The sequence below is a fragment of the Bacillus sp. 179-C3.3 HS genome (assembly GCF_047229225.1).
Lineage (GTDB): Bacteria > Bacillota > Bacilli > Bacillales > Bacillaceae > Bacillus.
Genome location: NZ_JBFEFT010000019.1, coordinates 1 through 15,107, shown reverse-complemented (window position 1 = coordinate 15,107; position 15,107 = coordinate 1). Strand labels below are relative to the sequence as shown.

The 15,107-nt window shown below is 39.4% G+C and carries 12 protein-coding genes; all 12 read left to right on the top strand.

All coding sequences use genetic code 11. The features are described 5' to 3' along the window. The first annotated feature begins 39 nt into the window (after nucleotides 1-39). Nucleotides 40-765, top strand: a complete 726-nt coding sequence (locus AB1K80_RS12345) for a GntR family transcriptional regulator (RefSeq protein WP_412856920.1) — start codon at nucleotides 40-42, stop codon at nucleotides 763-765. A gap of 102 nt (nucleotides 766-867) precedes the next feature. Continuing rightward, nucleotides 868-2,097: an MFS transporter gene (locus tag AB1K80_RS12340; protein ID WP_412856919.1), complete on the top strand. Its 1,230-nt coding sequence runs from the start codon at nucleotides 868-870 to the stop codon at nucleotides 2,095-2,097. A 316-nt stretch (nucleotides 2,098-2,413) separates the two neighbouring features. Beyond that, nucleotides 2,414-5,530, top strand: a complete 3,117-nt coding sequence (locus AB1K80_RS12335; protein ID WP_412856918.1) for an MMPL family transporter — start codon at nucleotides 2,414-2,416, stop codon at nucleotides 5,528-5,530. Between the two features lie 144 nt (nucleotides 5,531-5,674). Beyond that, entirely contained in the window at nucleotides 5,675-6,955 is a 1,281-nt protein-coding gene (gene yfmF, locus AB1K80_RS12330; protein WP_412856917.1) for an EF-P 5-aminopentanol modification-associated protein YfmF, read from the top strand. Beyond that, on the top strand, nucleotides 6,952-8,247 hold the full coding sequence (gene yfmH / locus AB1K80_RS12325; RefSeq protein ID WP_412856916.1) for an EF-P 5-aminopentanol modification-associated protein YfmH: 1,296 nt from the start codon (nucleotides 6,952-6,954) through the stop codon (nucleotides 8,245-8,247). Before yfmF ends, yfmH begins: the two co-directional genes overlap by 4 nt. Nucleotides 8,248-8,395: 148 nt before the next feature. After that, entirely contained in the window at nucleotides 8,396-8,866 is a 471-nt protein-coding gene (locus AB1K80_RS12320; protein ID WP_412856915.1) for a MarR family winged helix-turn-helix transcriptional regulator, read from the top strand. Further along, entirely contained in the window at nucleotides 8,850-11,969 is a 3,120-nt protein-coding gene (locus AB1K80_RS12315; RefSeq protein WP_412856914.1) for an MMPL family transporter, read from the top strand. Before AB1K80_RS12320 ends, AB1K80_RS12315 begins: the two co-directional genes overlap by 17 nt. 29 nt (nucleotides 11,970-11,998) lie before the next feature. Continuing rightward, entirely contained in the window at nucleotides 11,999-12,727 is a 729-nt protein-coding gene (ymfI, locus tag AB1K80_RS12310) for an elongation factor P 5-aminopentanone reductase (RefSeq protein ID WP_412856913.1), read from the top strand. A 73-nt stretch (nucleotides 12,728-12,800) separates the two neighbouring features. After that, the gene (locus AB1K80_RS12305) at nucleotides 12,801-13,058 is read left to right on the top strand and encodes a DUF3243 domain-containing protein (RefSeq protein WP_412856912.1); all 258 of its coding nucleotides are present in this window, start codon (nucleotides 12,801-12,803) and stop codon (nucleotides 13,056-13,058) included. 131 nt (nucleotides 13,059-13,189) lie between these two features. Beyond that, the gene (locus AB1K80_RS12300; RefSeq protein ID WP_412856911.1) at nucleotides 13,190-13,981 is read left to right on the top strand and encodes a DUF3388 domain-containing protein; all 792 of its coding nucleotides are present in this window, start codon (nucleotides 13,190-13,192) and stop codon (nucleotides 13,979-13,981) included. Nucleotides 13,982-14,004: 23 nt separating this feature from the next. Then, nucleotides 14,005-14,904 (top strand): helix-turn-helix domain-containing protein, encoded by a 900-nt coding sequence (locus tag AB1K80_RS12295; protein ID WP_412856910.1) that lies wholly within the window; start codon nucleotides 14,005-14,007, stop codon nucleotides 14,902-14,904. 72 nt (nucleotides 14,905-14,976) lie between these two features. Next, nucleotides 14,977-15,107, top strand: a 131-nt coding sequence (locus AB1K80_RS12290) for a CDP-alcohol phosphatidyltransferase family protein (protein ID WP_412856965.1), incomplete at its 3' end; no start/stop codon positions are given.

Sequence of the window (15,107 nt, the reverse complement as noted above, 5' to 3'; positions counted from 1 at the left end):
CTCATCTTATCATTTGCATTGATTTGACGGAGGGAAAACATGTCGACCAAAACAGACAATCGCCACTTATATTTGAAAGTGATTGACCGTATTAAAGAGGATATTCAAAATGGCGTTTATGCCGAAAAAGAAAAGCTCCCCTCGGAGTTTGAGCTCTCAAAGCAATTAGGTGTAAGCAGAGCAACACTGCGCGAAGCCCTTCGTATATTAGAAGAAGAGAAATATTTGATTAGAAGGCACGGTGTAGGTACCTTTGTAAACTCTAGACCGCTTTTTTCAACAGGTATTGAACAGTTGACAAGTGTCACGAAAATGATTGAGCAGGTGAATATGACACCTGGGACCATCTTTTTGTCCTCTCAAGAAGGGGAGCCTACAGAAAATGATGTCATTCGTTTTCAGTGTGACGAATCAGATGTCATGTTTTCGATGGAGCGTGTTCGAACGGCGGATGGACAACCTGTTGTGTATTGTTTAGATAAAATACCTGTGAAACATCTACCCGCTTCTTTTACGCATGAAGAAGAATCATTATTTGAGCTGTTTGGAAGAGAACCACACAGTGGGATCAAATATGCTGTGGCAGATATTGAACCAATTGGGTATCACGATCAAGTCTCACCTATATTAGATTGTGATCCTGAAACGGCACTTTTATTACTAAAGCAAATGCATTATGATCATGATGATCAGCCGGTCTTATACTCGCTCAACTACTTTCGAGCGGATAAATTCAGCTTTCATGTCATTCGTAAACGATTTTAACAAAGCAGTCGCTCCTTCAGCGATTGCTTTTTGTTTACCCATACATAATTACTGTAGAACTTGCCACACTATCAAGTAACAGTATACAGAATTGGGTGAACGATGTTGGGCGAGAAAACAGTCAGTAAAAAGAATATTATTGCATTATCATCAGTGCCTTTAATCATGACACTTGGCAATTCCATGTTGATACCAGTATTGCCAGCGATAGAAAAGGAACTTTCCATTACATCTTTTCAAGTCTCTCTCATTATCACGGTCTATTCCGTTGTTGCCATCTTATGTATTCCAGTTGCTGGATATTTGTCTGACCGTATTGGAAGAAAAAAGGTGCTCCTTCCATGCCTTTTAATTGCCGGACTTGGAGGTGCTGTGGCAGCCGTTGCTTCAACTATGATGAAGGAGCCTTATATGTGGATACTATTCGGAAGGGTTCTTCAAGGGATTGGTTCAGCAGGAGCAGCGCCAGTTGTTATGCCGTTTATCGGTGATTTGTTTCATAAAGATGAAGAGGTAAGCGCTGGTCTTGGTGCAATTGAGACATCCAATACAGCAGGGAAGGTACTAAGCCCCATTATCGGTGCATTATTAGCTTCTTGGTTTTGGTTTATGCCGTTTTGGTTTATTCCGTTATTCTCCATCACAAGCTTTCTGATGGTGTTGTTTATGGTCGAGTCGGCGAAAAGAGAAGAGGAATCACCAACATTTAAAGAATTTTTGAAGTCAACAAAGAAGATTTTTAAACATGAAGGCCGCTGGCTTTATGCTATCTTTGGAATTGGCGGTTTTATTATGTTTCTTCTTTTTGGTGTGCTCTTTTACTTATCTGATAATTTAGAAACAGCCTATCAGATAAAAGGGGTCAAGAAAGGGCTCCTTCTTAGTATCCCACTCCTTTTTTTATCCATTAGTTCCTACATCGCTGGCAAGACGATCGGAAACGAGAAGGGTAAAATGAGAATCTATTTAATTGTTGGCATGGCTCTTTTATCTCTTTCATATATGTTCTTATGGTGGAATCACAGTTTTTATTTATTATTTATCTGTTTGAGTATTGGTGGGATTGGGATTGGTATTACACTTCCTGCTCTTGATGCACTCATTACAGAAGGAATTGAAAAGGAGCAATGTGGAACGATCACTTCTTTCTATAGTAGCATGAGGTTTATCGGCGTCGCGTTAGGACCGCCAATTTATGCGTATCTTATGGATCAAGGAGACTCCATTGTTTTTATCCTCTCGACCATTTGTAGTCTTATTTCATTGTTTTTGGTGCTGTTTTTCATCCAGCCAGATGAAAAAGATGAAAGGAAACAATTGAAAACGGTTTAAACATAGAAAAAAGACGGCAATTTGCCATCTTTTTTCTTTTTTATAAATTGACATGTAAAATTTTGATAGTTAAACTAATGTATAGTAATATTTTTAAATTAATCCAATTGGAGGTGTTTTTTATTACATTCATTTTCTGTCTTTGTTTAGTCAGAAAAGGAGCTCGTGGATGATGATGGATGTGTGTTTCTTCAACACGAAAAGACAATTGAATAGGTCATCCTGCTATAAGCACGTTGAAGGAGTCGCAGTCAGCACTTCAGACACGCTCAAAACAGCAAATTGATTGATGAACTAGAAGGAGCTTGAAGCAGCTATGTTGCAAATTATTAAAGCAAGATGGATGATTTTAGTGGTGTGGATGATAACAGCTGTTGTTCTGTTTTTTACTGCGCCCGATCTAGAAGACTTAACAAGGGAAAAAGGGCAATTAAAGGTTCCGGAGGGAACACCGACATCTGAAGCGCTTCACCTATTGGATAAGCTGTCAGGTAAAGACGGTAAAAAAGACACTGGTGTCATCGTATTCTCCGAGCCACAACTATTCCCTAAGAAAGAAAAGGAATTAAAAAAGGCTTTAACTACACTCATAAAGCATGCTCCAGAACTCCACATTGACGGAATCACTTCGTATTTTCATGAAGATCCGGACATTCAAAACCAACTTTTATCAAAGGATAAAAGTACACTTCTTGTTCCTTTCAAATTCGACCACTACGAAACAAAAGCTATGAAAGTTAAAGATCAAATTGAGGAAGTTTTAAAGCCCTATAACGTTTCATTCCAAATGACGGGTCAAAAATTTGTGGATTCAGATGTTATCAAAAGCTCCCAAGAAGGTCTGAAGAAAACTGAACTTATTACGATTATTTTTATTTTCTTTATTTTAATCATTGTGTTCAGATCGATCTTGGCACCTGTTGTTCCACTTATTACGATTGGTATTTCTTACGCAGTCAGCCGGAGTATTGTGGCTTTTCTTGTGGAATATACCCAATTTCCTCTATCTAATTTCACTCAGATTTTTATGGTAGCGATTATGTTCGGTATAGGAACAGATTACTGTATCTTACTTTTAAGCCGGTTTAAAGAGGAGATCGGGCAAGGACGTGATGTACAAGAGTCCATTATTGTCACTTATAAATGTGCAGGAAAAACGGTTTTCTTTAGTGGGCTAGCTGTATTAGTTGGTTTCTCCAGTATTGGTTTTGCCAAATTCCAGCTGTACCAATCAGCCGTTAGTGTGGCTGTAGGAGTGGGGATCTTACTGATCGCTCTTGTCACCATTGTTCCGTTTTTTATGTCTGTTTTTGGAAAATCTCTGTTTTGGCCTTCAAAAAGAGAGAATATCCATCATCCGCAAAGCAAAATGTGGGAAATGGCAGGTCGCTTTTCATTTAAGAGACCACTCATTAGCTTAGGAGTTGTGGCATTCATTACCGTGCCACCTATTATCATGTATGATGGGAATCTTTCCTATAACAGCTTAAATGAAATTGGAACAAAGTATGAATCAGTGTCCGCTTTTAATAAAATATCAGAGCAATTTGGCTTTGGTGAAGCACTTCCACTGAACGTACTAGTTGAAAGTGATAATGCGTTAGATAATCAGAAAAACATAGTGATGATTGAAAAGCTGACCCGTAAACTATCAGATATTGATGAGGTCAAGGCTGTCCGAAGTGTCACACGGCCAGTCGGAGATGGATTAAGTCAGCTATACGTGACTTCCCAAGCGAAAGAACTAGGGGGAGAGCTTGGCAAAGGACATGAAGGAATTGGACAAATTTCTGATGGTCTTTCAGAAGCAAATTTGGAGCTTCTAAAACAAAAGCCGAAAATTCAAAACTCTGCTAAAGGTATCGATCAATTGATTCATGGCACAAAAGCTATAAAAAGTGGCGTCGGAGAAGTAAGAGAATCATTGATTGCTTTAGAAGATGGAGTCAAGCGCAGTAAGGATGGAGTCGGAACCATTCGAACAAAAATCAAAGAAGCGAAAAAAAACCTAGAGCAAGAATATCAAAGCAGTCAAGCGATGATCACAGACCTAGAGGCGATGGTCAAAAAATTTAAGGGCCATGCAAAATCAAACCAACAGCTCATCACAACGATCAAGAAAGTCAAAAAATCTTACGAGGATATCTCTTTCGAAGCGCTTGAAAAACGAATGCCAGAAATTAAGGATATGGATGAATATCAAGACATTAAGAAGGTATTCAAAGACTCTAAAGAGATCGTAGATCAAGCGACAAAACAATTGGACACATATGAAGAAGAGGCATCTGCATTTAATGAGAAAATCAAGAAAGCAGATGAAGTCATTCAAACAATGTCAAGTAAACAAGAGGACGTCAAACGGCAAGTACAAGCATTAATGACGGGGCTAGATCAAATTTATGATGGACTTGAGCAAACAAATAAAGGACAAAAACAATTAATTAAAGAAATGCCTAAAATTGAAGATGGGGCAGACCAGCTTGCAAACGGTCAAAAGACATTAAAAGAAGGATTTAACCAGCTTTCATCCAAACTGAACGTCTTAACAGATGGGTTAGATGAAAGTATTACAGGACTTGAGCAAGTCAAAAGTGGCTTCACAGAAGCAGATGACTATCTCAAGCAATTACAACAGGCACCGGATGAAGAAATAACCGGCTGGTTTATCCCAGAAGAAGTATTAAAACGTTCAGAGTTTAAACGAATATTCAATACGTATATGTCTCCAGATCGTAAATTAACAACGTTTGAAGTTATTTTAAATGTGAATCCATACAGCAATGAAGCCATGAAAGGTGTCGCTAAAATTGAGGACACGCTGGATCAATACCTTCCAGTAAGTGGCTTGAAGAATGCAAACTATGGTGTATCTGGCATATCAAGTTTAAATGTTGACTTAAAAGAAACATCTGACGGTGATTTTATACGCACAGTGATCTTTATGTTAATTGGCATCTTTTTCATTTTAATTATATTATTGCGTTCAATCGTCATGCCGATATACTTAACTCTATCGCTCATTCTTACGTATTTTACATCGATTGGATTGACAGAGTGGATTTTTAAAACAATCTTTGGATACGATGGCGTCAGCTGGGCCGTTCCGTTTTTCAGCTTTGTGATTCTTGTGACGCTCGGGATTGATTATTCGATCTTCCTTATGGATCGATTTAATGAATGGAAGGGCGAGCATGTACAAGCATCAATGATATCTGCGATGAGAAACATGGGCTCAGTCATTATTTCAGCAGTCGCTATTTTAGCGGGAACGTTTGCCGCTATGCTGCCTTCAGGTGTACTGTCACTTGTTCAAATTGCAACCGTCGTCCTCATTGGACTTCTGCTGTACGCCTATGTCGTATTGCCACTATTTATACCAGTCATGGTACGTATTTTTGGTAAATGGAATTGGTGGCCATTTAAAATAAAATAATCACCAGCGTCTCTGCGTTTGCAGAGGCGTTTTTATTTCCTATCCTTTCCTCTGATTGATATAATGACTATTAAATGGCTGTTTCACGTATATATCAGCTAGGTATTAATACATAATAATTAGGATGAACAAAGGAGGTTTCTCATGACATATTTACAAGAGAAGACAATCAAAACACCCGGTCTTCATACACATATCGTCAAAACAGAAAAATTTAAAACGGTTACGATCCAATTTAAAATGCTGGCGCCTCTTTCTAAAGAAAACGTAACGTTGCGTTCTCTATTTCCGCATGTCCTATTAAGAGGAACAGAAAAAATGCCGAAAACAGGCGAGTTACGCGCTTATTTTGATGAGTTATATGGCGCAACGGTTTCAGCAGACATGGCGAAAAAGGGAGAACATCATGTCATTACATTTCGCTTAGAATTGGCGAATGAAAAATATTTAAAAGATCAAACGCCTTTACTAGAAAAGGGATTTGCACTATTAGCTGATCTTTTATTCCATCCTTATCTAGAAGATGGGGTGTTTAGTGATGTATATGTTATGCAAGAGAAGCGGACGTTAAAACAGCGAATTCAAGCGGTTTATGATGATAAAATGCGTTATTCTAACTTGCGGCTTGTACAAGAAATGTGTAAAGGGGAGCCTTATGCTCTTCACGTTAACGGGGAAATGGAAGATGTAGAAGCCATCACAGCCAGCACGCTGTTTGAAGCGTATCAACAAGCCCTTCAAACAGACCAGCTTGATCTGTACGTGGTGGGAGATGTTGATGAACAGGACATCGAGCGAATGATCACCACTTACTTTAACACGAGTGAAAGAGAGCCGGTGAAGCAAAATGACAAAACATCTAGCTCACAAAAAGAACCAATTGAAGTGATAGATGAAGAAGATGTGAAGCAAGGTAAGCTAAATATCGGCTTTCGCACCCACACCACGATTGCTGATCCAGATTATCCAGCCCTTCATCTTTTTAATGGAATATTTGGCGGCTTTTCGCATTCAAAACTTTTTATCAATGTACGTGAAAAAGCCAGTCTGGCATACTATGCAGTTTCAAGACTAGAGAGCTTTAAAGGCTTAATGATGGTCATGTCGGGGATTGAAGTCGCTAACTACGAACAGGCGGTTGAGATCATTAAAGAGCAATTTGAAGCGATGCAAAAAGGAGATTTTACAGACGAGGCGATCGAGCAAACAAAGGCTGTAGTCAAAAATCAGCTACTAGAAACCATTGATACATCTTATGGTACAGCCGAATATTTATATCAGCAGGCGGTTATTCCAACAGGACAGACCCTTGATTCCTTTTTAGAAGCGTTAGAGCAAGTGACAAAAGAGGACATCATCAAAGTCGGTCAGAAAATTGAATGGGATACGACCTATTTTCTCAAAGGAACGGAGGGTGTTTCATGACGGTGAAGACAATTCAATTCGATCAGTTGCAAGAGACAGTCTATCACGAAAAAATGGAGAACGGATTAGACGTCTATGTCCTGCCGAAGCAAGAATTTAACAAAACATACGCCACCTTTACAACCAAATATGGTTCGGTCGATAACGAATTTGTGCCTCTAGGTCAAAAGGACATGATCCGTGTGCCAGACGGTATTGCCCACTTTTTAGAACATAAGCTGTTTGAAAAAGAGGACGGTGATGTGTTCCATACCTTTAGTAAACAAGGAGCATCTGCTAACGCCTTTACGACATTTACGAGAACGGCCTATTTATTCTCAAGTACCTCAAATGTCGAACAAAACCTTGAAACACTGATTGATTTTGTGCAAGATCCCTATTTCACAGAAAAAACGGTTGAAAAAGAAAAAGGAATCATTGGTCAAGAAATCAATATGTATGACGATAACGCAGACTGGCGTTTATTCTTTGGCTTAATTGAAAACCTGTATCAAGAGCATCCCGTCAGAATCGATATTGCTGGAACAGTTGAAAGTATTGCTCCTATCACAAAAGACCATCTATATGAATGCTATGAAACGTTCTATCACCCGAGCAATATGCTGCTTTTCGTTGTTGGTCCTGTTGATCCGAAGCAAATTTTAGAACAAGTAAGATCGAACCAAGCGAAAAAGCCCTTTACAGACCAGCCTGAAATTAAGCGGAAACAAATCAATGAGCCTGAGAAGGTGTATCGTCAAGAATATGAACTGCCGATGAACGTTCAAAGTGCCAAATGCTTACTTGGCTTAAAAACGAAAAACCCTGATAAATTGGGCAAACAGCTATTAAAACACGAACTTGGGATGAATCTGATTTTAGAGACGCTATTTGGCAAAAGCTCTTTGCAATATGAGAACATGTATGAAAAAGGTTTGATTGACGAAACGTTCAGCTACGATTATACAGAGGAAGGTGGTTTTGGTTTCACTTCCATTGGTGGAGATACAAACGACCCTGATCAGCTAGCAGCGGAATTAAAGCAAACCTTGCTTCAGGCAAAGAGCTTAATGACTGAAGAAAAAATTGAACTCGCCCGCAAGAAAAAAATCGGCAGCTTCTTAAAAGCCATGAACTCACCAGAATACATCGCCAATCAATTTACGAGATATGCGTTTTTAGAGATGAGCTTATTTGATGTCGTGCCGATGTTAGAGCAAATTCAATTACAGGACATTCAGCAAATTTTAGATGAAGAAATTAGTGAAGAGCGGATGTCTGTTTTCAAAGTCGTGCCAAAACGAAATAAATGATCAAAAAGACAAACTCTTGAAGGAGTTTGTCTTTTTTCATTCAAATAAAATGAAAGTGTTTTCATTAGAGGAATATGAATTGACAAGAGTTTTGGCTATTAGTTAAACTGTTTAATAGTTAAACACTTAAACTAAAAAGGAGCAGCCGATGGAAGAAAATAAAATTGCACAACTCATTCAGAGATATGCAGATGTCTACATTATGATGGAGAAGAAAGTGGCGAGTTTAATTGCTGAAAAGCTCGATAAAGAACTGACACTTGACCAGTATTATTCATTACGATATATCAATTTACACCCAGGATGTACTTCAACAGACCTTGCCACCGCTTGTAATGTCAACAAAAGTGCCGTGACATCAATGACCAATCGACTCTTTAATAAACACTACATTGTACGAGAACACAATCAAGTCGATAGAAGAAATGTGCACCTGTATGTCACCGAAGAGGGAAAGAATGTTGTGAGCCGAATGGAAAAACAACTACAACAGCTCGTTCGGTCTTATTTTGAAAAGATAGAAGAGAAGGAAATGGAGTCATTTATTCAAACCTATGAAAAGCTTTACCAGATCATCACCGAAGAGGAGGAACACAACACTCATGAGAGCAATCATTAAGGGTAGATGGCTCATCGCCATTTTATGGGTTGTATTAGCAGCCGTGTTATTCATCACTGCTCCTAATATGGCACAATTAACAAAAGAAAAAGGTCAAATTTCCGTACCGGAAGAGTACCCGTCTTCATATGCTGATCAATTACTCAAGCAAATGTCTGAAAACGGGGATGCCGAAGAATCAATCGTGCTTGTCTTTCAAGAAAAAAATCTTGTAAAGGAAAGAGAAGCGTCATTAAAGAAAGCGATAGAGATTTTAGAAAAAGATAAAGACCTTCATGTAGAGGACATCACCTCTTATTTTGAAGCGAACAAAGACATCAAACAACAAATGCTTTCAAAAGATGAAACGACGCTCCTTGTCCCACTGACATATGATTCGAACAAAATTCAAGCGTCTGTTTTTCAAGAGAGAGTCAAAGAAAAGCTTAAAAACCTCAATCTGACATATGAAATGACAGGTCAGCCGTTCATTGACAATGATGTACTGACGAGTTCTCAAGAGGGTTTGAAGAAGACAGAATATATTACGATTGGCTTTATCTTAATTGTTCTCGTGCTTGTCTTTAGATCAGCAGTGGCTCCGCTCGTCCCATTGCTCACCGTCGCACTATCTTACTTGGTGAGTCAGTCCATTGTGGCGTATTTAGTCAAATATGTAGACTTTCCGCTCTCGACATTTACGCAAATCTTTATGGTGGCGATTATGTTTGGGATTGGAACAGACTACTGCATCTTACTTTTAAGCCGATTTAAAGAAGAACTGTCTCACGGTAAAGATAAAATAGAAGCCATTATGACGACATATAAAACGGCGGGTAAAACCGTTTTATTCAGTGGTATCGCCGTACTTATTGGATTCACATGTATTGGTTTCGCTCAATTCCAGCTTTATCAATCAGCGGTGGCAGTTGCAGTTGGAGTCGCTGTGTTAATAGTGGCACTCCTGACCGTTGTTCCATTTTTCATGGCGGTTTTAGGGAAAGTTTTATTTTGGCCAATTAAAGGCGACATCGCTCACCCGCAATCAAAAATATGGGAAACAGCCGGTCGTTTCTCATTTAAGAAACCACTTTTTAGCTTATTGATCGTAGGAATCATTACACTTCCGCCAATTCTCATGTATAAGGGGACACTCTCTTACAACAACCTTGATGAAATTGGTGATAAATATGAATCGGTCAGTGCATTTCAAACGATTTCTGACAAGTTCGGACCAGGTGAAGCACTTCCAGCGACAGTTGTCGTCAAAACGTCTGATGCCCTTGATACAAACGAAGGACTGATTGCGATCGAAAAATTAAGTCGTGTGATTGAACAAACTGATGGGGTGAGTAAAGTCAGAAGTGCAACCCGTCCTGTTGGAAAAGGTCTGAATGATTTATATGTCAAGACGCAAGCCGAACAACTAAATACTGGACTTGATCAGAGTCATGTCGGATTGGCTAAGATCGAGGATGCTTTGACGAAAATGAGTCAATCCATCGAAGAGCAAACACCACAAATCAAATCATCTGGTAAAGGCATTAACCAATTAATTACTGGTACCGAATCCGTACAGTCAGGCATACAAAACGTTGAGAAAGCGTTAAGGCAGTTAAAAGACGGGATCGATCAAAACAAAAAAGGTGTTAGCGCCATTAAAGAAGAGATAAAGGGTGCGAAAAAGGAATTAACCGATCAAGTAGCACAAGTGAATCAGCAAGTCGCTCTTTATCAAACCATTTCAAAAGAATTAAAGGCAGCCTTATCGCAAGTTGATACATCATCCTCTGCTGCAGCGGATGTCAAAGCATTGATTAGTCAAGCAAATCAACAATTCAGTACACTAGAAAAGCAAATTCCACAGGTGAAAGAAAATGAATCATATCAAGCGATTAAAGAATCATACAACGAGCTTTCTGCTACGCTAAAAGAAGGGGCGAGTCAGGCAGATAGCTACGCAAAACAAGCAAAAGACGCAAAAAAACAACTTGAATCAGCCGATGCCTTTATCGCAAAAGCTTCCGAACAACAAGCTGTTTTTACAAAACAAATCAATCAGCTTATTGATGGGTTAGAACAAGTTGAAAATGGCCTTGATCAAACAGCTAAAGGGCAAGGGCAGATAGCGGATAAAATGCCGGAGCTTGAAAATGGGGCAGGAAAGATCATTGACGGTCAAAAACAAATGAAAGATAAAATTGGCAGCTTTGGTGATGATCTCACGAAGCTGACAGATGGTCTAAATGCAAGTGTGGATGGCCTGAAGGAAATTTCAAGCGGTCTAATGGGGGCAGGTGACTACTTAGATGAATTGAAGAATGCACCAGATCAAGATATGGCTGGTTGGTTTATTCCAAAAGATGTGCTGAATAATAAAGCATTCAAACAAGTATTTGACTCATACATGTCTGATGATCGCACATTGACAAAGATCGATGTCATTTTAGAAAAAAACCCTTATGGCAATGAAGCCATGTCGACAATAAAAGAAGTAGAAGCTTCGCTTAAACGTGCGCTACCTGAAACGAACTTGAAAGATGCTTCATTTGGTGTTGCAGGTGTCACTAGTATGAACGCTGATTTAAAACAAATGTCGGATCAAGATTTTAATAAGACGGTTCTTTATATGATGATCGGGATTTTCCTGATCTTGGTGATTTTATTCCGTTCACTTGTAATGCCGCTTTACTTAGTCGCATCACTTATCTTGACTTATTTTACAGCCATCGGGGTAACCGAATTTATTTTCATTCACTTCTTTGGGTATCCGGGCATTAACTGGGCGGTTCCATTCTTTGGGTTTGTTATTTTGATGGCGCTTGGTGTTGACTATTCGATCTTCCTAATGGAACGATTCAATGAATATCGAACAAAAGACATTCAGATGGCCATGACTGAATCAATGAAGAATATGGGGTCTGTCATCATGTCAGCGGCTGTCATTTTGGCAGGAACATTTGCAGCAATGCTCCCTTCTGGTGTATTGTCTCTCTTACAGATTGGCACCCTTGTTTTAACAGGGCTATTGCTGTATGCACTTATTGTGCTACCATTGTTCGTACCAGTGATGGTGAAACTATTTGGATCAGCAAACTGGTTTCCATTCAAACGAAAAGAATAGGCATTTTATATAGAAAGTAGGAACGATTTATGAGCAATTGGGCGCTTATTACTGGTGCCAGTGGCGGGATTGGGCAGGCGACAGCCAAAAGGCTTGCCCAAGAAGGGTGCCACCTTATGTTGCATTATCATCAAAATCAGCAGGCAGTGGATCGTCTTTCTGCTTATTTGGAAGAGACATATCGAATTCAAACGTACGTTGTTCAAGCTGATTTATCTCATGCAAATGGCGTGAATGAACTTGTTCGCCGCTTACCACACGATCCAGATATTTTGATTTACAATTGCGGCAAAAGTCATGTTGGTTTAGTGACAGATACAAAGAAAAATGAACTAACCGATATGGTACAACTACATGTCACAAGTCCATACGAACTTACGCAACTGCTTTTACCAGCAATGGTCCAAAAAAAAGAGGGGGCCATTATCATGATCAGCTCTATATGGGGAGAAACTGGTGCCTCATGTGAAGTGCTCTATAGCATGGTAAAAGGAGCGCAAAATGCATTTGTTAAAGGCTTGGCAAAAGAACTTGCCCCAAGCGGAATTAGAGCGAATGCCGTTTCTCCAGGAGCTGTTCAGACCGATATGCTTCAAAGCTTTTCACAAGAGGATCTAAAGATGCTAGAAGAAGAGATCCCGCTTGGCAGGCTGGCTAAACCTGAGGAAATTGCAGATGCGATTTGGTTTCTCATGTCTAAACAATCAACATATATCACAGGCCAAGTGTTATCTGTAAATGGTGGCTGGTACTGCTAAAAAACGTGTATAATTCATCCCTCCATGACAAATGCTATGGCTGTAATTCATCTTTTCGAATGGAGGAATGGACATGTCTGTACTCGAAAACTGGGATCAATGGAAAAACTTTTTAGGTGACCGTTTAAATCATGCACATGACAAAGGTTTATCAGATGATACCATCAATAATCTTGCGTATGAAATTGGCGGATATCTAGCAAATGAAGTTGAAGCAAAGAATGAGCAGGAAAGAGTACTAGCTGACCTTTGGAGCGTGGCATCAGAGGATGAACAGCGTGCCATTGCAAATATGATGGTGAAGCTTGTTGAAAATAACAGCTCACACTAAACAAAAAGAGGGGTCGTCTGCGCCTCTCTTTTTATTTTGACTGTTTCACAACATTGTGCTTTCTAAAAACGTGAAAATGCTTTATGATATAGGAAGGTAAAAATTTGCCACAATGAAGGGGGTAATATCATTTGGCAAAGCTCGAATGGTATTTTGAATATGAGATCCAAGTAAACCGTCCCGGACTTTTAGGAGACATTTCTTCTTTAATGGGGATGCTTTCAATTAATATTGTGACAATTAATGGTGTTGATGTATCAAGACGCGGAATGCTTTTGCGCTGTGACCATACAGATCAAATTAAGCGCCTTGAATCAATTTTAAATACAATGGAAACGATAAAAGTAACGAAATTAAGACAACCGAAACTTCGTGACCGCTTGGCGATTCGTCACGGACGATACATACAACGTGATGCGGATGACAAGAAGACGTTCCGATTCGAAAGGGACGAGCTTGGACTACTTGTGGATTTTATGGCGGAGCTCTTTAAAAAAGAAGGTCATAAACTGATTGGTATTCGCGGAATGCCGAGAGTTGGTAAGACAGAATCAATCGTGGCTTCAAGTGTGTGTGCGAGTAAAAGATGGCTATTTGTGTCGTCTACACTTTTAAAACAAACGATTCGCAGTCAACTGATTGCTGATGAATATAGCCCAGATAACGTCTTTATTATTGATGGGATTGTCTCTACAAGAAGAGGTTCAGAAAAGCACTTACAGCTGTTGAGAGAAATTATGAGACTGCCTGCTACGAAAGTGGTGGAGCATCCAGATATCTTTATTCAAAACTCAGAATATACGATGGATGACTTCGACTATATCATTGAATTACGTAATAGTGCAGATGAAGAAATTACATATGAACATGCTGAAGAGCCGCAAGTGTTTGACCATTCTGGTTTTACGGGCTTCAATTTTTAATATGGTAATGGAAGGTGTTTGTTTTGACTGAATTGGGAAAACGGCTCGTTGAGGCCAGAGAGGAAAAAGGGATGTCGCTTGAGGATCTGATGGCGGCAACCAAAATCCAAAAGCGCTATTTGCTAGCAATCGAACAAGGAAACTATGATATTATTCCAGGTAAATTTTACGTCAGAGCGTTTATTAAACAATATGCCGAAGCCGTTGGACTGAACCCTGAACAATTGTTCGAAGAATTTCGTAAAGATGTACCAAGTACGTATAACGATGAAGTATCGGATAAATTATCGAATATCAAACCTCAAAGAGAGCTGCCAAAGCCTGCTTCAAAGGTGTTAGAGTTATTGCCGACCATCTTAATCATTGGTGGTATTCTTGTGGTGATCGCGATCATTTATGTGATCGTTCAAGCCGTAAACCAAGATAGCGGTCCAAAGGAGAACCAAGAAGCTCCTCAGCAATCGGAATCAAAGTATGAGGTGTCTAAGGACTCATCATTAGCGGAAGATCAACAGAAAAAAGAAAAAGATGCAGCAAATGATCAAGATAAGACATCTGAAAAAGAAGAAACAGCAAAAGATGATGAGGCCGTATCTATTAAGCCGATCAATACTGAAGGTTCAACAACAACGTATGAAGTGTCAGGTGTAGATGAAATGGAGTTAACGATTTCTGCCACACAAGCTTCATGGTTGCGTGTAAGAGATGAATCTGGAAACGTCCTGAAGATGGGCGAATTGGCAAGTGGCGAGTCTTTTAAAACGGATCTGACTGACCTCTCTCAAGTCGATATTCGTCTAGGGAATGCGTCTGGAATTGATATGAAAGTCAATGACGAGACACTTAAGTATGAATTAGATCCGAAGAACACCATGACACAAAACATTGTGATTGTGAATAAAGGAAAGGAAAAGTCATCTTAAGCAAGTAGATGACTTTTCTTTTGTTCCTACTATTATATAGGTAAAAAATGCATTATTGGAGGAATGGATATCATGTTTAACTTACCAAATAAAATTACACTTTCTCGGATCGCCTTGATCCCTGTATTTATGATCATTATGCTTGCACCTATAGACTGGGGTGTTGCACGCTTTGGTGATGTCAGTATTGAGGTCACTCATCT